This window comes from Rhodanobacteraceae bacterium (assembly GCA_016713135.1).
Classification (GTDB): domain Bacteria; phylum Pseudomonadota; class Gammaproteobacteria; order Xanthomonadales; family SZUA-5; genus JADKFD01.
The window spans coordinates 216941-238207 of sequence record JADJPR010000020.1; the positions used below are offsets into that span (position 1 = coordinate 216941).

General features: G+C 66.1%; 23 protein-coding genes and 1 pseudogene. 8 read left to right on the forward strand and 16 right to left on the reverse strand.

The window, feature by feature from the left end; translation table 11 throughout:
* Positions 1–18: 18 nt before the first annotated feature.
* Positions 19–1455, forward strand: a pseudogene (locus tag IPK27_15815) (valine--tRNA ligase).
* A gap of 564 nt (positions 1456–2019) precedes the next feature.
* The gene (locus tag IPK27_15820; GenBank protein ID MBK8069029.1) at positions 2020–3123 is read left to right on the forward strand and encodes a class I tRNA ligase family protein; all 1104 of its coding nucleotides are present in this window, start codon (positions 2020–2022) and stop codon (positions 3121–3123) included.
* A 99-nt stretch (positions 3124–3222) separates the two neighbouring features.
* Here IPK27_15820 and IPK27_15825 read toward each other — a convergent pair whose 3' ends face one another.
* Entirely contained in the window at positions 3223–3615 is a 393-nt protein-coding gene (locus tag IPK27_15825) for a DUF488 family protein (protein ID MBK8069030.1), read from the reverse strand.
* A gap of 243 nt (positions 3616–3858) precedes the next feature.
* Between IPK27_15825 and IPK27_15830 the strand changes: the two genes are divergently transcribed.
* From IPK27_15830 to IPK27_15840, 3 genes are all read left to right on the forward strand, one after another.
* A complete protein-coding gene (locus tag IPK27_15830) occupies positions 3859–4275 on the forward strand; it encodes a hypothetical protein (protein MBK8069031.1) in 417 nt (138 codons plus the stop codon).
* A gap of 187 nt (positions 4276–4462) precedes the next feature.
* Positions 4463–5476, forward strand: a complete 1014-nt coding sequence (locus IPK27_15835) for a helix-turn-helix domain-containing protein (protein ID MBK8069032.1) — start codon at positions 4463–4465, stop codon at positions 5474–5476.
* 276 nt (positions 5477–5752) lie between these two features.
* On the forward strand, positions 5753–9370 hold the full coding sequence (locus tag IPK27_15840) for an Ig-like domain-containing protein (GenBank protein MBK8069033.1): 3618 nt from the start codon (positions 5753–5755) through the stop codon (positions 9368–9370).
* A 38-nt stretch (positions 9371–9408) separates the two neighbouring features.
* On the opposite strand, the gene IPK27_15845 is transcribed toward IPK27_15840, so the two are convergent.
* From IPK27_15845 to IPK27_15855, 3 genes are all read right to left on the reverse strand, one after another.
* Positions 9409–9729, reverse strand: coding sequence for a CPXCG motif-containing cysteine-rich protein (locus tag IPK27_15845; protein ID MBK8069034.1), 321 nt, complete (start codon positions 9727–9729; stop codon positions 9409–9411).
* A complete protein-coding gene (locus IPK27_15850; GenBank protein ID MBK8069035.1) occupies positions 9726–10148 on the reverse strand; it encodes a CopD family protein in 423 nt (140 codons plus the stop codon). The genes IPK27_15845 and IPK27_15850 overlap by 4 nt, the downstream gene beginning before the upstream one ends.
* 68 nt (positions 10149–10216) lie before the next feature.
* Complete coding sequence (locus IPK27_15855; GenBank protein ID MBK8069036.1) at positions 10217–10840, reverse strand: 2-hydroxychromene-2-carboxylate isomerase; 624 nt, start codon at positions 10838–10840, stop codon at positions 10217–10219.
* Between the two features lie 123 nt (positions 10841–10963).
* Here IPK27_15855 and yidD point away from each other — a divergent pair, with 123 nt between their 5' ends.
* Complete coding sequence (gene yidD, locus IPK27_15860) at positions 10964–11203, forward strand: membrane protein insertion efficiency factor YidD (GenBank protein MBK8069037.1); 240 nt, start codon at positions 10964–10966, stop codon at positions 11201–11203.
* 95 nt (positions 11204–11298) lie between these two features.
* Here yidD and IPK27_15865 read toward each other — a convergent pair whose 3' ends face one another.
* From IPK27_15865 to IPK27_15875, 3 genes are read right to left on the reverse strand one after another with little or no spacing between them, the layout of a single operon-like run.
* The gene (locus tag IPK27_15865; protein ID MBK8069038.1) at positions 11299–12213 is read right to left on the reverse strand and encodes a protoheme IX farnesyltransferase; all 915 of its coding nucleotides are present in this window, start codon (positions 12211–12213) and stop codon (positions 11299–11301) included.
* Positions 12210–12731 carry a hypothetical protein gene (locus tag IPK27_15870; GenBank protein MBK8069039.1) on the reverse strand — a complete coding sequence of 174 codons (522 nt, stop codon included), beginning with the start codon at positions 12729–12731 and terminating at the stop codon, positions 12210–12212. The genes IPK27_15865 and IPK27_15870 overlap by 4 nt, the downstream gene beginning before the upstream one ends.
* Positions 12728–13468 carry an SURF1 family protein gene (locus tag IPK27_15875; protein ID MBK8069040.1) on the reverse strand — a complete coding sequence of 247 codons (741 nt, stop codon included), beginning with the start codon at positions 13466–13468 and terminating at the stop codon, positions 12728–12730. The genes IPK27_15870 and IPK27_15875 overlap by 4 nt, the downstream gene beginning before the upstream one ends.
* 77 nt (positions 13469–13545) lie before the next feature.
* Between IPK27_15875 and IPK27_15880 the strand changes: the two genes are divergently transcribed.
* Complete coding sequence (locus tag IPK27_15880; protein ID MBK8069041.1) at positions 13546–13761, forward strand: twin transmembrane helix small protein; 216 nt, start codon at positions 13546–13548, stop codon at positions 13759–13761.
* Between the two features lie 95 nt (positions 13762–13856).
* On the opposite strand, the gene IPK27_15885 is transcribed toward IPK27_15880, so the two are convergent.
* Entirely contained in the window at positions 13857–14600 is a 744-nt protein-coding gene (locus tag IPK27_15885) for a MotA/TolQ/ExbB proton channel family protein (protein ID MBK8069042.1), read from the reverse strand.
* Positions 14601–14712: 112 nt separating this feature from the next.
* On the opposite strand from IPK27_15885, the gene IPK27_15890 reads away from it, so the two are divergent.
* A complete protein-coding gene (locus IPK27_15890; GenBank protein MBK8069043.1) occupies positions 14713–15486 on the forward strand; it encodes a pyridoxine 5'-phosphate synthase in 774 nt (257 codons plus the stop codon).
* A gap of 71 nt (positions 15487–15557) precedes the next feature.
* On the opposite strand, the gene IPK27_15895 is transcribed toward IPK27_15890, so the two are convergent.
* The 8 genes from IPK27_15895 to IPK27_15930 all read right to left on the reverse strand — a co-directional run bounded on the left by IPK27_15895 (position 15558) and on the right by IPK27_15930 (position 21046).
* On the reverse strand, positions 15558–15956 hold the full coding sequence (locus IPK27_15895; protein MBK8069044.1) for a biopolymer transporter ExbD: 399 nt from the start codon (positions 15954–15956) through the stop codon (positions 15558–15560).
* A gap of 272 nt (positions 15957–16228) precedes the next feature.
* Entirely contained in the window at positions 16229–16699 is a 471-nt protein-coding gene (locus IPK27_15900; protein MBK8069045.1) for a biopolymer transporter ExbD, read from the reverse strand.
* Positions 16700–16729: 30 nt separating this feature from the next.
* Positions 16730–17161, reverse strand: coding sequence for a biopolymer transporter ExbD (locus IPK27_15905; GenBank protein MBK8069046.1), 432 nt, complete (start codon positions 17159–17161; stop codon positions 16730–16732).
* A gap of 54 nt (positions 17162–17215) precedes the next feature.
* Complete coding sequence (locus tag IPK27_15910; GenBank protein MBK8069047.1) at positions 17216–17983, reverse strand: MotA/TolQ/ExbB proton channel family protein; 768 nt, start codon at positions 17981–17983, stop codon at positions 17216–17218.
* Positions 17984–18150: 167 nt separating this feature from the next.
* Positions 18151–18828, reverse strand: a complete 678-nt coding sequence (locus IPK27_15915; GenBank protein MBK8069048.1) for an energy transducer TonB — start codon at positions 18826–18828, stop codon at positions 18151–18153.
* Positions 18829–18987: 159 nt separating this feature from the next.
* On the reverse strand, positions 18988–20244 hold the full coding sequence (locus IPK27_15920) for a tetratricopeptide repeat protein (GenBank protein ID MBK8069049.1): 1257 nt from the start codon (positions 20242–20244) through the stop codon (positions 18988–18990).
* A gap of 81 nt (positions 20245–20325) precedes the next feature.
* Positions 20326–20760: a rhodanese-like domain-containing protein gene (locus IPK27_15925; protein ID MBK8069050.1), complete on the reverse strand. Its 435-nt coding sequence runs from the start codon at positions 20758–20760 to the stop codon at positions 20326–20328.
* A gap of 82 nt (positions 20761–20842) precedes the next feature.
* Positions 20843–21046 carry a DUF465 domain-containing protein gene (locus IPK27_15930; protein MBK8069051.1) on the reverse strand — a complete coding sequence of 68 codons (204 nt, stop codon included), beginning with the start codon at positions 21044–21046 and terminating at the stop codon, positions 20843–20845.
* Positions 21047–21267 lie beyond the last annotated feature (221 nt).

Genomic DNA, 21267 nt, shown 5'->3' on the forward strand with positions numbered 1-21267 from the left:
CGATCGCGTGTGACTGTCATGGACAAGAGCTTCGACCCCAAGGCCATCGAGGCCCGCTGGTATCCGCAGTGGGAAGCCTCCGGTTACTTCGCGCCATCCGGCCAGGGCGAGCCCTACTGCATCCAGCTGCCGCCGCCGAATGTCACCGGCACGCTGCACATGGGCCATGCCTTCCAGCAGACCATCATGGACCTCTTGATCCGCTACCAGCGCATGGGTGGCAAGGACACGCTGTGGCAGTGCGGCACCGACCACGCCGGCATCGCCACCCAGAAGATCGTCGAGAACCAGCTCGCGGCGCAGGGCAAGAGCAAGCACGACCTCGGGCGCGAGGGCTTCATCGAGAAAGTGTGGGCGTGGAAGGAGGAATCCGGCTCCACGATCACGCGCCAGATGCGCCGCCTCGGCGCCTCCTGCGACTGGACCCGCGAGCGCTTCACGATGGACGAAGGCCTGTCCGCCGCGGTGCGCCGGGTGTTCGTGCAGTGGTATCGCGACGGCCTGTTGTACCGCGGCAAGCGCCTGGTGCACTGGGATCCGGTGCTCGGCACCGCGGTGTCGGACCTGGAAGTGGAGAACGTCGACAAGGACGGCCACCTGTGGTCGATCCGCTATCCGGCGGCCGATGGTGGCGAAGGCGTGGTGGTGGCCACCACGCGCCCGGAGACCCTGCTCGGCGACGTCGCCGTCGCGGTGCATCCGGAAGATGAGCGGTACCAGGCGCTGATCGGCCAGGCGCTGAAACTCCCGCTGACCGACCGGCTGATCCCGGTGATCGCCGACGAATACGTCGACCGCGAGTTCGGCACCGGCTGCGTCAAGATCACCCCGGCGCACGATTTCAACGACTGGCAGATGGGCCAGCGGCATGGCCTGGCGCCAATCAACATCTTCACCCTGGACGCCAAGGTCAACGACAACGCGCCGGCCGCCTACCAGGGCATGGACCGCTTCGCCGCGCGCAAGCAGGTGCTGGCCGACCTGGAAGCACAGGGCCTGCTGGTCGACACCAAGCCGCACAAGCTGTCGCTGCCGATCAGCCAGCGCTCCGAGGCGGTGATCGAGCCGATGCTGACCGACCAGTGGTTCCTCGACCTGACCCGCGACGAACTGCCCGACGGCCGCCCCGGCGGCAAGCGCGCGATCACCGACCCGGCGCTGGCCGCGGTGACCGAGGGCCACATCCAGTTCGTCCCCGAAAACTGGAAGACCACCTATGTGCAATGGCTGACCAACATCCAGGACTGGTGCGTCTCGCGCCAGCTGTGGTGGGGCCACCGCATCCCGGCCTGGTTCGACGAGGCCGGCAACATCTTCGTCGGCGAAGACGAAGCCGACGCGCGCGCGCACGCCAGCACGCCGCCGGTCGGCGCCCTGCGGCAGGACGAGGACGTGCTGGATACGTGGTTCTCGTCGGCGCTGTGGCCGTTTTCGACGCTGGGGTGGCCGGGAGAGGCGGGGGAAGGGGGCAAGGGGCAGGGGGACTGCCCTGCCGCCCAACCGGAGCCTCTTCGCGGAGTGACGAACGACGTTGCGGTCAACTCGTGCGACAGGGCTGGCCCCCTGCCCCCTGCCCCATGCCCCGCTGCTGTTCCCCAGGCCTCCTGGCCCACCGACCAACGCTTCCTCCCCTCCTCCGTCCTCGTCACCGGCTTCGACATCATCTTCTTCTGGGTCGCGCGGATGGTGATGGCGACGACCTATTTCGTCGGCCGCCGCGCGGATGGCAGCTATGAGCCGCGCTTCGTGGAACTGAAGGATCGGGTGCCCTTCCGCACGGTCTACATCAATGCCATCGTGCGCGATGCCGAAGGCCAGAAGATGAGCAAGTCCAAGGGCAACACCATCGACCCGCTGGACCTGATCGACGGCATCGAACTGGAAGACCTGGTGAAGAAGTCGACCGCGAGCCTGCTGATCCCACAGGTCCGCGAGAAGGTCGAGAAGCGCATCCGCAAGGAGTACCCGGCCGGGATCACCGCGGTGGGCGCCGACGCGCTGCGCTTCACTTTCGCGGCGCTGGCCACCCACGGGCGCACCATCAACTTCGACCTGAAGCGCTGCGAGGGCTACAAGAACTTCTGCAACAAGCTGTGGAACGCGGCGCGATTCGTGCTGCTCCAGCAGCAGGAAAAAGCAAAAGTTGAAACGGAGAACGCGATCCCGGCGATCGAAGAACCACTTGCGAAACTGGAGTCCCATATCCAGGCGATCGAACAGCGTGCAGCGGACGCCGGGCTCATCGGCCCTGCGGTCGGTGCGGCCGCGCTGCCGGCCTCGGCCGCCGACCGCTGGATCCTGACTGCGCTCTCGCGGGCGACCGCGGAGTACCACGCGCAGATCGCGGCCTACCGATTCGACCTGGCCGCGCAGGCGCTTTACGATTTCGTCTGGAACGAGTACTGCGACTGGTACCTGGAGCTGTCCAAGCCGGCGATGCTGGGCGATGACGTGGCCGCGAAGGCCGCGACCCAGCGCACCCTGCTGACGGTGCTGGACGCGGTGCTGCGCCTGCTGCACCCGATCATCCCGTTCATCACCGAGGAGATCTGGCAGCAGCTGGCGCCGATGCTCGGCAAGCGCGGATCGATCGCGACGCAGGCCCTGCCGCAGGCGACGGATTTCGCCTGCGACGAGGCCGCGGCGGCGGACATCGAGTGGCTGAAGGCGGTGCTCTCCGGCATCCGCCGCATCCGCAGCGAGATGAACATCAACCCGGCAAGGCTGGTGCCGCTGGTGCTGGAAGGCGGCGACGCGCAGGACCGTGAGCGCCACGCACGCTTCGCCTCGCAGATCGCCTTCCTCGCGCGCATCGATCCGGCAGCCATGCGCTGGTTGGCGCCCGGCGAGGACGCGCCGGCCGCGGCCGCGGCGGTCGTCGGCGAGCTGAAGCTGCTGATCCCGCTGCTCGGCCTGATCGATGTCGAAGCCGAGCTCAAGCGCCTGGCCAAGGAAATCGCCCGGCTGGAGGGTGAGATCAGGAAGTGCGAGGCCAAGCTCGGCAACGCCAGCTTCGTCGCCAATGCGCCGGCAGCGGTGGTCGAGCAGGAGAAGCAGCGCATCGCCGAATTTTCGACGACACTGGGCGGACTGCGCGAGCAGCAGCGCAAGCTGGGGGGCTGAGGCGCGCCGCGTAGCCAGGTGTGCGCGAACCACGGGCTCACCGGGTGCTTGCCGCAAGTACCCGGAGAACCGCTGCGCGGCACTCCGGGCTACGCCGATTCAGGACGTGCCGGCGATCAACGCACCGCGCTCTGCCAGTAGCGCGCGCAGCAGCGAGCGATGGCAGCGCGCTTCGTCCTCGCAATAGCACCCGAGCGAGAAGCTGGCCTGGTGGGACAGCGCCGCAAGCAAGTCCAGCGTGCGCGCCGCGTCCGGCTGCGCCATCTCGCGGCGGAAGGCGCGCTCGAAGGCCGCCCACTTGGCTGGCGTTTCGGCCTCCTGTCCCAGCTTCATGGTCTCGACGCTCGGCGCGAGGTTCGGGTACCAGACGTCGTACCAGTCCTGCCTGGCGAATTCGCTCTTGGGCACGCCCCGCGGCGGTCGCCGCACGGTGCCGATGCGCAGGCCTTCGCACGGAAGGCGCGGGGTGCCGAGGCGAAGGATGGTCAGCATGGCGGGGTGAGTGGTGAGTGGTGAGTGGTGAGTGGTGAGTGGTGAGTGGTGAGTAGAAGCCGGAGTTGCGTTGGAGTCACCTTCCTGCGGCCCTTACTCACCACTCACCACTCACTACTCACCAATAGCCTGTCTGATTTCGCCCCAAATGCTTCGTTTCCGCCACTCCCGACCGATCGGTCAGCGGTGCAATCTGCACCCACCCCGGGCAATCGTCCGGTTGCACAGCAAAGGAGCAACACCATGAACGTCCGTACGATCATTGCCGCCACGCTGATCGCCTTTGGCTCGCAGGCGATCGCCCAGGACATTGAGGATGCCGGCCCGCAGTTCATCGCTGGCAGCCAGTACTCGGCCAAGCTGAACCAGACCGCCGGGCGCTGGCAACTGTCGCCGCTCGACGCTGCCGACAGCGAGGTGCTGAGCCGCTGCCGCCAGCAGGTCTACCTGCCGCAGGGTGTGTGGCTGCTCAACCGCGACCGCCACGGCAACCTGGAGCTGCAGGCGCCGTCCGGCACCGCGCTGCCCCCTGGCCACAAGGGCCGCGTGCAGCTCGTCGCCTGCGAAGCCGCCGGCGCCCAGCCCAATGCACTGCGCGCACCGTCCCAGCTGGTCGACTGGCTGGCAGAGCATACTGGCGCGGTGATGGTGGATCGCTGAGGGCTTGAGAGCGGGGGAAGGGGCAGGGGGCGGGGGACCTGCCCTGGGGCACAGTCGGACAGTGCGCCGGGTTTGTTGTTCCAGAGCCCCGCCCCGCCCCGCCTCAGGCAACGCCTGCGCCCCAAGCAAGTCCCCCTGCCCCCTGACCCCTGCCCCGCTTTTGCTGTTCCGACATCGGGAGCCCCAAATGCCCGCCACCGAATCCCCCCTGCTCCGCCTCGGCATCCTGGCGCTCGACGGCTGCATGCTGTCGAGCGTTGCCAGCCCGATCGATGCGCTGCGCGTCGCCGAGAAGGTGGCGCAGCTGCGCAAGCCCAGCCTGTCGCCGCGTTTCGTCACCGAGGTGGTCAGCGCGCGCGGGCAGACCCAGATCCGCACCAGCACCGGGCTGGTCCTGGACGGGATCCGGCCGGCGTCGATGAACTTCGACGTGGTGCTGGCGCCCGGCATCCTCGCCGACGATGCTTCCGGGCTCTGTGCGCGAGCGGGCGAGTTCGATGTCGAGGCGGAATACCTGCGCCGGCTGCATGCGGCCGGCGTGCGCGTGGCGGGCTCGTGCAGCGGCACCTTGTTGCTGGCCAAGAGCGGCTTGCTCGATGGGCGCCGCGCGACCACCAGCTGGTGGCTCGGCGCGACCTTCCGCAAAGCCTTTCCGCGGGTGCAACTCGACACCGACCAGATGATCGTAGACGACGGCGGCGTGATCACCACTGGCGCCGCCACCGCGGTGCTCAACCTGGTGATGCGGCTGGTCGCGGAAGTCGCCGGCGAGGACCTCGCGCAGCAGGTCGGCCACATGCTCGCCTTCGACGCCGAGCGCCAGAGCCAGGCGCCCTACATCAGCCTGGCACTGATGGAACGACCACGCACCTCGCTCGCCGAGAAGGCCGAGAAATACCTGCGCACCGCCATCGACAGCGAGGTCAGCGTGGCCGCGCTGGCCGAGCACTGCGGCACCAGCGAGCGCAGCCTGCTGCGCCACTTCAAGGAACACTACGGCGTCAGCCCGCTGGAACACATCCAGCGCCTGCGCGTGGAGCGGGCCAAGGCGCTGCTGGAAACCACCCACCTCAGTTTCGACGAGGTGGTCGAACGCTGCGGCTATTCGGATGTGTCGAGCTTCCGCAAACTGTTCAAGCGCGCCACCACTCTGACCCCGGCCGACTACCGCGAACGCTTCCGCCTGCGCGCGCGGCATTGACGTCCGGGCGCCGAAAGATCCGTTCAACGCAAAGACGCAAAGGGCGCAAAGGAACGCAGAGAGAAGCGATGTGTTTCTCCGCGGCCTGCGCGTCTCCGCGTTGGACGGTGGCTCTGTCGCCACCGAATCCTTCTCTCCACGGACGGGGGATGTGCTTGATCCCTCGAGTGCTGGGTCCGGCGGCGGGCAAATCATTCCGTCACAGTTGGCGGAGATGAATGAAACATGAAAACACCTAGAATCCCCGCCCCCGTTGCGTGGCCGATGGCGTCCCAAATGACCGTTTCCCGATTGATCCTGGCCGCCGCACTGGCGCTGGCCGCGTCCGGCGTGCGCGCCGATGCAACCTATCACCCGCTCGCCAACGGCAGTTTCCAGCAGAACTGGACGAACACGGGCCTGATCGTTACCAATGACGACTGGAGCGGCGTCACCAGTCTCGAAGGCCATCTTGGCGACGGCTTCTCGCGTCCCGTCGGAACCGACCCCAGCACTGTTCTGGCGTTTGGGACTGGCACTCTGGATGTCAACGCAAACAACAGCGATCCATCCAATGCCTCTTCTGGCGGCGTATATGAGGTGGACGGGGGCGCGGTGATCGCCGGGAATCCCACCGTCGCATTTCAAGGAAGCGGAACCGCAGATGCTCCCTTCCTGCTGTTGCGAGTGAACACCTCCGGGTGCAGCAACATCGGCGTCAGTTACACGCTTCGCGATATCGACACGGTTTCCACCGCCATCCAGCCTGTTGTCCTCCAGTCGCGCGTCGGCGAGAGCGGCAATTTCGCAGTGGTGGTCGGCACGTTCGTCGCGAACGCCAATAATGGGGCGACGACCGCAGGCTCCGCGACCCTCGCTGCAGGTCTCGAAAACGAAGCCCAGGTGCAGTTGCGGTGGATCACGACCGATGCGACCGGCTCCGACGCCATGATCGGCATCGACGACATCCAGGTCACCGGAAACTGCGCGGACAACCCGCCCACCGTCGCGTCCACCGTCCCCACGAATGGCGCCACCGGCATCGCTGCCGGCGCCAACTTGAGCGTGCAGTTCAGCGAGGCGGTGACCACCAACGCCAGCTGGTTCACGCTCAACTGCGCCACCAGCGGCACGGTGAGCGTGTCCGAGTCCGGCAGCGGCAATGCGCGCACGCTGGATCCCGCGCCCCTGCTGACGCCGAGTGAGCTGTGCACGGCGACGATCACCGGCACCCAGGTCCTCGACGAGGACGGCACGCCGGATGCGATGGCGGCCAACTACCAATGGACCTTCACCGTGGCACCGGATGTCGCGCCGACGGTCACCGGCAATTCACCGGCGAACGGCGCCAGCGGCGTGAGTCCGACCAGCAACCTTTCGGTCGACTTCAGCGAGCCGGTCACCACGGGCGGCGGCTGGTTCGCACTGAACTGCGCGACCAGCGGCAGCGTCACCGTGACCGAGTCTGGCAGCGGCGCGAGCCGCACTCTGAATCCGGATGACAATCTTGCATCGGGAGAACTGTGCACCGCGAGCATCACTGCCGCGAGCGTGGTCGACCTGGACGGCACGCCGACGCCCATGGCGGTCAATTACCAATGGACCTTCACCGTGGCAGTCGACAACCCGCCCACGGTGGCCAGCACCTCGCCGGCGAACAGCGCCGCGAGCGTGCCGATCGGTGCCAACCTGATCGTCAACTTCAGCGAACCGGTCAGCGTCAGTGGCAGCTGGTACTCGATCAATTGCGCGGTCTCCTGCGCGCACACCGGCGTGGTCAGCGGCGGCCCGACCACCTACACCATCAACCCGGCCCCGGACTTCGACGCGCTCGAGTCCTGCAGCGTGACGCTGACGGCCGCGCTGGTCCTGGATCAGGACGGCACGCCCGATCCGCTGACCTCGAACTACGTGTGGACCTTCACCACTGCTGAAGGCGCGGGCGACTACTACGCCAGCATCGACGCCAGCACGGCGGCCACGCTGCGCACCACGCTGCATGCGCTGATAGATGACCACGTGGCGTATCGCTACTCGATAGGCACGAACAACTGCAACCTCTCGAGCCCGAGCACCGCCGAATGCGATGTCTGGGACATCCTCGAAGCCGCGGAGCAGGATCCAAACAACTCAGCACGCATCCTCGACGTTTATCGCAATCGCAGCTACGCCAAAATCACCGACCGTTCCGGTAATACTGGAGCAACGACCTACAACCGCGAACACACTTGGCCAAACTCGCTCGGTTTCAATGACTTGCAGGGCGTCGATGGCAACAATAATCCGTACTCTCCCTATGTGGACGGCCACATGCTCTATGCCTCGGCCTCCGACTACAACCAGAACCGCGGTAACAAGCCCTTTGACAATTGCAACGCCGGTTGTGGCGAAAACCCCACGGACGACAACAACGGCTTCGGCGGCGGCACAGGCGTCTACCCCGGCAACTCCAATTGGGTCCAGTCGCCGGATGGCAACACTGGCACCTACGAGGTGTGGGGCCATCGGAAAGGCGATATGGCCCGAGCAATTCTCTATATGGATGTTCGCTACGAGGGCGGCAGTCATGCAAATGGCCAGCCAGAGCCCGACCTGATCGTCACGAACAATCGTTCGCAAATCCAAATCACCGCGAGCGGCTTGGTGGCGGCGCAGGGCTACATGGGCATCCTCGACACCCTGCTGCAGTGGCATTTTGCCGATCCGCCAGACGAAGGCGAAATCCTGCGCAATTCGCTGGTGCAGAACTTCCAGGGCAACCGTAACCCCTTCATCGACCACCCCGAATGGGCGGCCTGCCTGTGGCAGAACAACTGCGCCCCGGCGACCGTTCCCGACGCGCCGACCGGCCCGGTGGCGGTTGCCGGCCACCAGCGTGTGACCGTGAGCTTCACGCCGCCGGTCAACAACGGTGGCAGCACGATCACCAGCTACACCGCCACCTGCGGCGGCCAGAGCCAGAGCGGCCCGGCTTCGCCGATCACGGTGACCGGCCTGACCAATGGCGTGCAGGTGAGCTGCACGGTGATCGCGACCAACGCGGTTGGCAACAGCGTGCCGTCGACCGCATCGAACCCGGTGACGCCGGCACCGACGGTGCCGGATGCGCCCACTGCCGTGGTCGCGACGCGTGGCGATGGCCAGGTGGTCGTCGCATTCGCAGCGCCGCAGAATGACGGGGGCAGCGCGATCCTCAACTACACCGCGACCTGCGGCGCGCAGAGCGGCATGGGCGTCACTTCGCCGGTGGTAGTCCTCGGCCTGACCAACGGGGTGCCGGTCAGCTGCACGGTGGTCGCCACCAACGGCTTCGGCCCCAGCTTGCCGTCGACCGCTTCCAACACGGTCACGCCGGCCGGCGCTCCCGGGGCACCGACCAATGTGATCGCCACCGCCGGCAATGCGCAGGTCAGTGTTGCCTTCAGCTTCCCGAACGCCAACGGCAGCCCGATCACGAGCTACACCGCCCAGTGCACCGGCAGCGCCACCTTCACCGGCCCGAGTTCGCCCATCGTGGTCACCGGCCTGGCCAACGGCACGCCAGTGACCTGCACCGTGTTCGCCACCAATGGCGTCGGCAACGGCACAGCATCGGCGCCGTCCAACACGGTGACCCCGGCCACCGTGCCGGGCGCGCCGACGGCCGTGGTCGCGAGCGCGGGCAGCGGCCAGGTCACCGTGGCGTTCTCGCCACCGGCCAGCAATGGCGGCAGCGCGATCACCGGCTACACCGCCACCTGCGGCGCGCAGAGCCAATCGGGCGCGGGTTCGCCCATCGTGGTCTCCGGATTGACCAACGGCGTGCCGGTCACCTGCACGGTCATCGCGACCAATGGCATCGGCAACAGCCCGGCATCGGCGCCTTCGGGGACCGTCACACCGAGCGAAGGGATCTTCGCCAACGGCTTCGAATAGGGCGCGACGCGCGGGTCCGGGTAAGTCCGGACCCGCGCTCAGCCGTCTGCCCTGCCCGCTTCCACCTGCACGCCGCGGCCGTCGTCGATGACCGCGGCGCTCACCAGGATCGCACTGCAGCAGTGCTGGCAGTCTTCGATCCACTGCTGGTCGCCCAGGGTCAGGTCGACCTGACTCCGGTGCACCTGCCAGCAGTGCGGGCACTCGAATTCGATAGCCGCATCCAAGGGCCGCTGGCGCGGATCGCGCCCTGGCTCGAACACCGGCTCCAGACCGTACAGGGCATCCACGCTCTCACTGTCCAGGTTGAGCGCGCGGCCCAGCCAGGGAGCAGGATCGGCGTGGGTCCGCGGCTTCATCCCAGGGTTTTCGCCACCGCGAGGTATATCGCCGGGATCGCCAGCAGCAGCGGGATCTCGTTGTACCAGCGAAAGAACACCGACGAGGGCAGCTTGCCGCCCGCCGCCGCGCGCTTGAGGTAGCGGCCGGTCGCGATGTAGTAAAACAGCAGGATTGCGACCAGGCTCAGCTTCACGTGCATCCACGAGCCGCCGATCTTGAAGTGCAGCCAAAGGGTGGCGCCGAACAGCACCATGATGCCGAACATCATGTGGCCGAAGCCGTACAGGCGGCGGCCCATCAGCACCAGGCGCTCGCGCAGCAGCGCGTTGTCCCCGACCTCGGCGATGTTGACCAGGATGCGCGGCAGGTAGAACACCGAGGCCATCCAGGCGATCACGAACAGGATGTGGAAAGTCTTGATCCAGGGGTAGCTCATGGCAGCACTCGCTTGCTCGAATCCTTGCAGACTGCCACGGGCCCGTCAGCGCGCAAAGCGGTGGTGTGTCAACGCCGCTGGACCCCGACGGGTATGGCGGCAACCCGTGCGTACTCGCCTTCGAGCAACATTTGCGGCCGGGCCAACACCGCGAGGGCGAGGGGCGTCGCGTCCTGGCCGAAGAAGGGCTCGCCGGCAACCATCAGCGTAGGCACCCCGAACACACCGGCAGCCAGCGCTGCCTCGGTGCTCGCTCGCAGCGCATCCTTGACCGCTGGTTCTCCCAGGCGGGACGCGTCGACACCGAGTTCCGCCAACAGGGGCGCCAGATCCTCGATCGCCTCGGCCGCGTGTCCGTCGCGCCAGATGTGGCGAAACACCGCCTGCACCGCGTCCACGCCCGATCCCGCCGCCACGATCAGCCGCAGCGCCGCGAGCGGGTTGAAGGGGTGCCGTGGCGGGAATCGCAGCGGCACGCCCAGTTCCTGCGCGCGCCAGAGCACGTAGCGGTAGGTGAACTCGCGCTTCCCGGGAATCTCGGCGGGGCCCAGTTGCCCGCGGTGCGCGAGCACCGCGCCGAGCACCACCGGCCGCGGCTGCAGCGCAATCTCCGGGTGGTCGCGCCGCAGCGCCTCTAGCTGCAGGTAGGCGAAAGGCGAGATCACATCGAAGTACCAGGGCAGCGGTGTCATGGGCGTGATGTTCCTCTTCCGATCCCGCTACGCTACACCCAAGTCGGCCCGGCGCGGCTCCATTCGATACCTCGCTCGCCGTGCATGCCGTAGATTGCGCGCCTCGAATTCCCGGAGCCGCCGATGCGTACGCTGTTGCTGCTGCTGTTGCGCTTCTACCAGCGGTTCATCAGCCCGCTGCTCGGACAACGCTGCCGCTTCTACCCGAGTTGCTCGCACTACGCCGCAGAAGCCATCGCCCGCCATGGCGCGCTGCGCGGCAGCTACATGACGATATGTCGCGTCGGGCGCTGCCATCCCGGCTGCGAGGGCGGCAACGATCCCGTGCCGCTGGTGTTCACCTGGAAGCCTTGGAAGCGGTGAGTAGTGAGTGGTGAGTAAAACCCGGAGTTTCCCGCGGTGCTTGCGGGGAGCCGACCAGAAAAAACGGGTGCTACTCACCACTGCTTACTCACTACTCACTGCTTCTCCAGCACCATCGGCACCGGTCCGAAGCGCGGCTGCGGCAGGTAGTGGTCGATCAGCAGGAAGGCAAATAGCGCCGCGAGGTAGAGGATCGAGTAGTTGAAGGTCTTCAGCGCGAACAACTCGTCCGGGGGGTCCATCAGGCGGATCGCGTAGTAGAGGAAGCCCGCACCCAGCACCAGCGCGCCGCCGAGGTAGAAGAAGCTGGCCATCCCAGTGAGGTAGGGAAGCAGGGTGACGATCACCAGGATCACGGTGTAGGCAAGGATGTGCCAGCGCGTGACCGTGACGCCGTGGGTGATCGGCAGCATCGGAATCGACACTTTCTCGTAGTCGGCTCGGCGAAAAATCGCGAGCGCCCAGAAGTGCGGTGGGGTCCAGATGAAGATGATCAGGAACAGCAGCAGGGCGTGCGGATCGAGCGTGCCGGTGACCGCGGTCCAACCAAGCACCGGCGGCGCCGCGCCCGCCGCACCGCCGATCACGATGTTCTGTGGCGTGGCGCGCTTGAGGAACAGGGTGTAGACCACCGCGTAGCCGATCAGCGAGGCGAAGGTCAGCACCGCGGTCAGCACATTCACCCACAGCGACAGCATCGCCATGCTGATCCCCGCGAGCACCAGCGCAAAGGCCAGCGCCTGCTTCTCCGTCAGGCGCCCGCGCGGCAGCGGGCGGTACATCGTGCGCGCCATCTGCGCATCGATGCGCGCATCCAGGATCTGGTTGATGGCGGCGGCACCGGCGGCCGCCAGCCAGATGCCGATACTGCCGATCAGCAGCACGCGCCAACCGGGCAGCTCCGGCGTCGCCAGGAACATCCCGACCACCGCAGTGAACACGATCAGCATGACCACGCGCGGCTTGGTCAGCGCCCAGAAATCCGCCAGGGATTCGGCCAGTGCGTTCATGTACCGACCTTGCTCCAGCGCAGCAGGTGGGCGACGTCTTTGCGCACGTCGGTCGGATCGGCGTCCATGCGATAGCGCATCATCGCGTTGCCGAGCGGATCGATCAGCGCCACCGCGCCCTCCGGCAGCGACAGCGCGGCGGCGATCGCATCGGCGGGTTGCCACGGTGCGTACGGCGCTTCCACTGCGCCGCCCGGCGCGGGCCAGGCCAGCATCTGCACGCGATCCATCTCCTTGCCCTGGGCCTCGCGGATGCGGCCGATCAACTGGATGCGCCGGGTGCATCCAGCATCGCACTGCGCGGGCACCCGCACCAGCACCGTCCAGCGATGGCCGTCGGCCACGGCGCTGGCATCGCCCAGCGCCGGCAACGCGATGACGGGTTTGATCAAATCACCGCGATTGCGCGTGCTTTCCGGCTCCCAGTGGAACCAGCGGGTCTGCATCAACGTGGCCAGCAGCGCCGGCAGCGCGAAAGCGACGATGATCAATACAAGTTGCAGGCGGCGTTTGTTCATGGCTGTGGCTTGCGGGTCCGGCCGCGCCAGGCGCGCAGCGCAAGCACGGCATAGATGATCAGGATGGTCAGGGAGAGGCCGAACCACTGCACCGCATAGCCGCGGTGGCGCTCGGGCGGCAACATGCCGGCGCGGATGCTTGCGGCGCGCGGCGTGTCCAGATCCTCGAGCACGAAGTCTAGCAGCGGCAGGCCGAGGCGGGACTGCAGCTCTGCGAGGTCGATGCGCGTGACCAGCAGTGGCCAGCCGGTTTCCTGCGCAGCGCCGAGTGCCATCCCGGCCCCGGGCGGGTCGAGCAAAACGCCCTTCAGCACGATATCGCCCGCGGGAGCATCGGCCTGGGGCAATGCCTGGGTGCGATCCGGGCGCGCCAGCCAGCCGCGATCGACCAGCAACAGCCGCTGTTCGGTCGCCAGCAGGAACGGGACATATGCGCGCACGCCGGGGCGGCCCTGCTGCAGCTGGTTGTCGAGCAGCACCTGGTGCTCGGGCAGGAACCGTCCGCTCACCTCGACCGCGCGGAAGCGCCATCCACTCCCCGGCGGCAGGCGCTTCAGCTCGACCAGCTCCGAGGCCTGGCCGCGCTCGATGCCGGCCAGCAGCGCCTCCTTCTCCCGCGCCCGCTGCAGCTGCCAGTGTCCGAGCTGAGCGAGACCGCCGGCCACCAGCAGCGCGAGCAGCGCGAACCCAAGCAGCCTGCGAGTCAGGGGCGAGCGGGGATCAGCGGCCGGGTTCATGCTCGTTCACCGTGCGCCAGCGGAGGGCGGCGTAGACTCATCGCTTCGTCGTCAAACGCCCGTCGAGGCGCATTGCCATGGTCAAGCTGGGAATCGTGCTGTTCCTGGGATTCATCGTCTACAACCTGGGAGCGGGTTGCTACTACATGCTCACCGATCAGGGTAAATCCGATCGCGTGGTGCGAGCGCTGTCCTGGCGCATCGGCCTGTCGATCCTGCTGTTCGGCCTGATTGCGCTCGGCATTTACACCGGCGTGATCCAACCGCACCAGGTGATGCGCTACGGCAACTGAGGGACTCCCCGAGAGCAACTGCCCCGATACGAAGACCCTGGAAACGACGACGGCCCCAAACGGGGCCGTCGTAGCATTGCGGCTGGCTGCCTGGATCAGGCTTTGCCGGCTGCCGGCTTGGCCGCCGGGGCCTGCACGCGCATGGTCGGCTGCGGACCACCGCCAACGCGGGCGCCGGTTGCGAAGTAGTCGTGCAGGTCGTGCGCGAACTCGTCGAACTGACCCAGCGTCACGCGATTGGCGCGGACGAAGAAGTTGTAGGCGAGTACGGACGGAATGGCGACGCCCAGACCGATACAGGTCATGATCAGCGCCTCGCCCACCGGGCCGGCAACCACGTCCAGGGAGGCCTGGCCGGACGCACCGATCTTGATCAGCGCGTTATAGATGCCCCACACGGTGCCGAACAGACCGACGAAGGGCGCGGTGGAACCCACCGAGGCCAGCCAGGTCAGGCCGTTCTCGAGCTTGGCGCTCTCGCGGCTGACGACCTGACGCAGCGCGCGGTCAATGAATTCGCTGCGGTTCAGCGCTTCGACAAGGCGGCTGCCTTCGTTCTTGGCGTGATGCGCGGCGGCGTTGGCGCATTCCAGCGCAATCTTCGAGAACGGCTCATTTGCCGGCTGCGCTTCCATCGCGCGGATCGCTTCCTGCGGATTGGTGGTCTGCCAGAAGGTCTCGATCACCTTGTGGGCGCGCGAGCGGATGCCGAAGTTGCGCATCGTAGCCGTGGCGATGTACCAAACCGTTCCGATGAACATGATAGCCACGACTGCGAACACGAACTTCGCGACAAAGTCGGAAGCCTGCCAGAGGTGCATCAAACCCATTTGTTCCATGACCAAGCCTCGTCAGATCTGATTCGAGCCGCGAAACAGGGCGCTTCGCGGAGCGCGCTATCCTACACAGGATGACGGCCGCGCTTCCAGTGGTCCGACCGACGGAAATTCGATGATTCATCCTGTTTGTACGCACCCGCGAACGGCGCTCAGCGTCAACCTCAACAAGGTCGCGCTATTGCGCAACTCCCGCGGCGGCACGCTGCCCGATCCGATGGCAGCCGCGCGCACCGCGATTGCGGCCGGATGCCAGGGGATCACCCTGCACCCGCGACCGGACCTGCGTCATGCGCGCCCCGACGATTCGCACGCGATGCGCGCGCTGTGCACCTCGGTTGAGTTGAACCTTGAGGGCAATCCCTACGCGGGGCCCGATGGGCGCTACCCGGGTTTCATGCAACTGCTGGAGGCATGCCGCCCGGAACAGGCGACGCTGGTGCCGGATGGCGACGCTCAACTGACCTCGGACCATGGCTGGGATTTGCGCGCCGAGGGCCCGCGCCTGCGCCCGCTGATTGCGCGGCTGCGCGATGCCGGGATCCGTGTGAGCCTGTTCCTGGACGTCGATTCGCCCGACATCGAACGCGCCGCCGAGATCGGCGCACAGCGCATCGAGTTGTACACCGGCCCGTATGCGCATGCAGCGCTCACCGGCAATGCCAGCATGCATCTCGACGCCTGCGCACGCGCCGCTGAACGCGCCGCTGCGGCAGGTCTTGAGCTGAACGCCGGGCATGACCTCGACCAACGCAACCTCGGCCCACTGCTGCGTCATGTGCCATCCGTCCGCGAGGTTTCGATTGGCCACGCGCTGATCGGCGAGGCACTCTACGACGGGCTGGAACTCACGGTGCGCCGCTACCTCGGGGTGATCGCAGCGAACTGAGGGACACCAGTGCCGCGACGAAGCCCTGTCCGCCCCACTCGGCCGAACAGGGCTCGGTCGGATCAGTCTGATCAGTCGAGGCCTACCCTGGCGACGCCAGCGCGCTTGCCGAGCGCCATGAGGCTGGCGACCGTCTCGAAACGCACGTCTTCGCCGGCCGCAATGCGGAATTCAGGCTGCTCCTTCGCTGGCAGGCGTCCCGCCACCTGCATGCGCGCGGCGAGCATCGCTTCGGACATCAGTTCGCCGTCGAGCGTGAGCCGTACCTGGCTTCCGATTGCCTCGACACCGATCTCGTGGCGGGCGGAGATCGTCGCCGGATCCGGGCCCTGCTGCTGGTTCGGCAAAGGCAGGCGGTGGGACAACATCGGCGCGGCGATCATGAAGATGATCAGCAGCACCAGCATCACATCGATCAGCGGGGTGGTATTGAGGTCCACCATCGGGACAGCAGCATGCTCTTGCACCATGTCCGGCTCCGGTCTCGACGCAAGCTTGCGTCGTCACCAGCGTACTCCTGGGCTGAACGGCACCAAGCCGCCGGAGTCAGGTCATTCAGGTGCCAGCAGGGAAAACCAGCCTGAGCAGTCGGGCACGGCCTGAAAGCTGGCGCCTCGGCTCCAACCCGCGCAGCGCCCGCTCTTCTTTTTCCGTTTTCCCTTTTCCGGTTTCTTTTTCCCGGACACACAAACGACAACGCCGGGCAGTGCCCGGCGTCTTCGCGCAACCGAAAGCCTCGAACTCAGTTCGGCGCGGGCGGCGCCGGACCACCACCGCCGGAGGGCGTGGCGAGATTGTCGAAACCGATAGGCTCCACGCGCGAACGCTTGGCCGCCGCGAGGATGTTGGCCAGCGCCTGGTAAGGCACGGTCTCATCGGCTTCCAGCTTGTACTCGGGCTGGTCGTCCTTGATCTTCTTGCCGACTTCGCGGAACTCGGCGAACAGCACTTCCTGGCTGATCGGATCGTTGTTCAGGCGAATCTCGACCGCGCCGCCGAGATCACGTAGTTCGAGGCGCTTCTGCTCGATCTTGCTCTTGTCGGCCGGATCGGTCGACTGCTGCGGCAGGTTGATCCGCACTTTATGCGCCAGCAAGGGCGCCGTGATCATGAAAATGATGAGCAGCACCAGCATCACGTCGACCAGCGGCGTGGTGTTGATGTCGACCATCGGCGAACTGCCGGCGCCGCCACTGCTTGGACCCGCACTCATACCCATGTTGAGATCTCCTGCTCGCCGTGCTTATTCGCCGGGCGCGGTGACAAAACCAATCTTGCTGATGCCCTTGCGCTTGGCCAGATCGAGCGCGGCGCGGACGTGCTTGTACTGCACGCTGCGATCGCCACGGATCTTGATTTCCGGCTGCGGCTTCTTGGCCGCTTCCAGCGCAAGGCGTGCTTCCAGGCCATCGATGCCGATCGGGTCATCGACCCAGTAGTACTGCACCATGCCGTTGCCCTTGTCCTGAATGTTCAGGGTGACCGCGCGTTCTTCGGTCGAATCGGGCTCGTTGGCTGCCTCGGGGATCGAGATCGGCACCTTGTTCTGCATCAGGGGCGCCGTGATCATGAAGATGATCAGCAACACCAGCATGACGTCGACCAGCGGCGTCGTGTTGATGTCGGTCATCGGGTTGGCGTTCTGCTGGCCGCCACCGCCGGTACTCATGCCCATCGTGTATTCCTCACCGGGCGGCCGCACACGGCGGCCGCATTCAGACTATGACGATCAACCAGTGCTCGGCAGGTGCTGCTTGGTGCCGTACTTCTGCCCGCGCACGCGATTGCCGGTGGCGAAGTAGTCGAGCAGATCGTGCGCGAAGGTGGCAAAGCGGGCGTACAGTTCCTTGTTGCTGCGCACGAAGTAGTTGTACGCCAGCACACTCGGGATGGCCACGCCAAGGCCGATACAGGTCATGATCAGCGCTTCGCCCACCGGACCGGCAACCACATCGAGGGTGGCCTCACCCTGTGCGCCGATGCTGATGAGCGCGTGGTAGATGCCCCACACGGTGCCGAACAGCCCCACGAACGGAGCGGTGGAACCCACCGACGCCAGCATCGTGAGGCCGGACTCCATCTTGCCGGCTTCGCGCTGCACACCACTGCGCAGTGCGCGATCGATGAACTCGTGGCGACTCAGCGCCTCGGCCATGCGTCCACCCAGCGCGTCCGAATGATGTTCAGCGGCGAACGCGGCATCCAGCGCGATCTTGCTGAATGGCTCGTGCATCGGCTGGTCTTTCAGATCTTCGATCGCATCGCGCGGCGTCTTGGCATCCCAGAAGGCATCCATCACCCTCTGGTAGCGCGAACGGATCGACCACAGGCGCAGGAAGTTATAAAGGATGTAGTACCACACGAGTACCGACATCACCGCGAGCACGCTGAAGGTGACGAGGCCGACGAAGTCCGCGTTGTCGAGCAGATGCGCGAAGCCCATCTTGCTGAGAGCGAGCGAGTCGGTGTTACCCATCAACAGGTCGAGACGGTCCATGCCGGGGGGCAGCGCCGACGAAACGTCGAGGCTGGCCTGGCTTGGATCGAGCGCGACCGCATTCGGATCGACCATCGCGGCAGTCGGATCGGCCGGCGCAGCAGCCGCCGTCGGGTCCACCGGAGTTTCTGGAGTAGCTGCAACTTGATCCTGCATGACCGCTGACCTCAATCCGCAAGCGTGAACCGGACGGGCACGAGTGCCCAGCCCGCGTAGGCGGCGCCATCGCGCACACCCGCATTGAAGCGCCAGTTGCGCGCTGCCTGCATCGCCGACCGATCGAACTCGCGATGTCCGCTGGACTTCTCGATCTCGATCTTCTCCGGGCGACCGTCAGACGCCACCAGGATGCGCAGCATGACTTCACCCTGGATACCACGGCGGAGCATCTGCGGCGGGTAACGCGGGGGACGCGCACGCATCATCGACATGTCGACCGACGGCGCAACCTCGCGCGGACCGTCACTCGGCGGAGCGGGCGGCGCCGGCGGCTGGATTGCGATGCCTTCCGGGCTATCCGTGATCACGTCGGCCACTTCAGGTGGTGGCTCGGGCGGCGGATTCTCCGGCCTCGGCTCCTCCTTCTTGATCTCGAGCTTGATGATCTTGGGAGGTTCCGGCGGCGGCGGCGGTGGCGGCGGCGGCGGCGGCGGCGGCGGTGGTGGCGGTTCGAGGAACACCACCTCGATGATGTTCTCCTGCGGCTTGACGATGCCCTCCGGCGCACTGGCCGGGAGCAGCAGCATGCCGAAGAGCACGGAGTGGACGACAAGCGTCACGGCAACCGCCGTCACGCGCCTGTAATTGAGACCCGAGCGTCCCTGGGAGTGATCGTTAGCAGCCATCAGCGTGCTGTCAAGAATGGATTCATGATTGTCATTCGCTGGAATCCGCTGTCCCCGGCTGCCATCTGCCAAGACCTTCGGCGGAAGCCTCCCCAAAGTCGGGCGAAGCTACACCATGGGTCTCCCTGCCACAAGGCAGGTGCTGCCGGAAACGCGGCCTCAACGCCCCAAAGACTTCAAGGCCTGCGTGGCGTTCTTCGCCGACTCGGGATAGCCCTGAGCCTTCTGGAACGCCGCGATGGCCGCTGCCTCGTTGCCGCTGTCGAGTTCGGCGATGCCCAACTGGTAATAGGCGTTGCCCAACTGACGCAAACTGCCCTTCTGAATTGCGGCCGAGAAAGCCGCGCGGGCCTCACCGGGCTTCTCCTGGTCGAGCAGTACCTGCCCGGCATAGAGATCCGCGGTCCCGTCGCTGGTCGCCAACTCGGCGCCCTTGCGAAATGCGTCGAGCGCGGCCGGCAGATCTTCGGCGTCGTAGAAGGCCTCGCCGATTTGCAGGTATCTGTCCTTGGTCTTCGCAACGACGCCGCTGTTCAGGCCCTCGAGCATCGCCGCCGCACCCTCTTTGGCCCGTTCGAGGTCGCGGTAAGCCACATAGAGATTGACGTACAGGCTTTCTGTGCTGAGCTTGCCCCTGCTGGCGCAATCCTCGAGGAGCTGCAGCGCTTCCTGGGGCTTCTCGGAATCGAGCAGGACCGCAGTCAGGAAGTTCACGAACTCCACGTCGTCCGGCGCCGCTGCCAGGACCTCGCGGCCGAAGGCCACCGCGTCGTCCGTGCGCTCGAGCGAGAGCAAGGAGTTGGCCTTCACCTGCTGCCAGGAGCGCTCGGGCTTCTCGCCGGTTGCAAAAGCCTTGTCGATGAAGGTCAGCGCCTGCTCGTAGTTTTCCTGATCGAAGTAATTCTTCGCCTGCAGCGCCCAGTTGCGGCCCGCAATGGGATCCGCATCCTTGGTCCAGTCGTCGAACGCCGCGATCGACTCGTCGAGCTGATCGTTCATGTGGTACAGCTCAGCGATCGTCAACTTGAGCTGGAAGTGCTCTGCATTGGGGAGCGCGTCGGTCGCGACCGCTGCCTTGAACTGCTGGATCGCCTCCGGCAACTGGTCCTGGTTGTAGTAGACGTAGCCGCGCATCTGCGCAATTTTCGCGCGCTCGAAGGGAGTGGCCCTGGGCGTGTCGATCTCGGCCAGGCCATCCAGCGCCTCCTCGTAGAGCTCTTCGTCGTACTGTTCCGAGATCTTGTTGTACGCCCGCTGGAACTTCTGGCTGACCTGGGGCTTGGGATCCTCGCGCCCGGTCTTGCTGACCGTCGCCTTCTCTTCCTTCTTGCGTTCGCGCGCGGCATCGGCCGGCGCTATGCAGACGGCCAGTGCACTTCCCAGCAACAAGGCCGCCATCAGGCGAAACTTGACCATGTGATCCTCCCGTGTCCAATCCAGCAACGCTCGCGACGCCCCCACGTGTGCACCAGCGCGCCGCGCCCGCGGTTAAACCTTTCAACGCCCCTTGCCGCGCTCCACCGGGAGCTGATCCTGCACCCAGGCCGCGATACCACCCTTCAGACTGTAGACCTTCGCGAAGCCCGCCTTCAGCAAACGGTCTGCCACTTCACCACTGGTAATGCCGCTCTGGCAATAGAGCAGCACCGTGCCGTCCTTGTGCTTGGCGATGTCCTTGGCACCCGGATCCACCTGCGAGGGCGTGAAGTGGCGCGCGCCGCGAATATGACCCTTGTCGAAGTCCGCGCTCGGGCGCAGGTCGATCAGCAACGCGTTGCCGTTGTTAAGTTCGCGCGTGAAATCGAAGATCGACAGATTCAGCGTACCGCGCGCCCGCGCCCGCAACTCGACCGCGACGAAGGCGACCAGCAGCACGCCGAACAGCGTCCACAAGAGCGGATGGTTGCCGACGAATTCGAGCAGTCGCGACATCGAGCCAGCACACCGGGGTCGGCGAAGGGGCGCGGATTATGGCCTGCGATCAGTCTGTCGCCAAGGCGGGTCAAGTGCCGATTTACGCATCGATGTCGGGAATCAGCCGACTTTCGAGCTGCGCGATCATGTCCTTCAGCTTGAGCTTACGTTTCTTCATCCGCTTGAGCACCAATTCATCCTCGGGTGGCCGCTCCTGCAGGCCCGCGATCACCACATCGAGATCGCGGTGCTGCAGGCGCAGATCGGCCAGTTGGCGCGCGGTTTCGGCAGGATCGGTGGGCATGCGGCGGGCTCTTGGGCGGGCAGGCGGCGGGAAGTCTAGCGCCCGGGTTGTGGGTTGTGGGTTGTGGGCAGCAAAGCAACAGCTGCGCAGCTGTTGCTCTGCTCTCGCAGCATCGACTCGGCTCAGCCACCGGGCTTGCCGGCTCATGCTGCCCTCAACCCACACCCCGGAACCCACAACCTTCACTACCGACAACCGGCCCCAACCCAGCCAAACCCGAC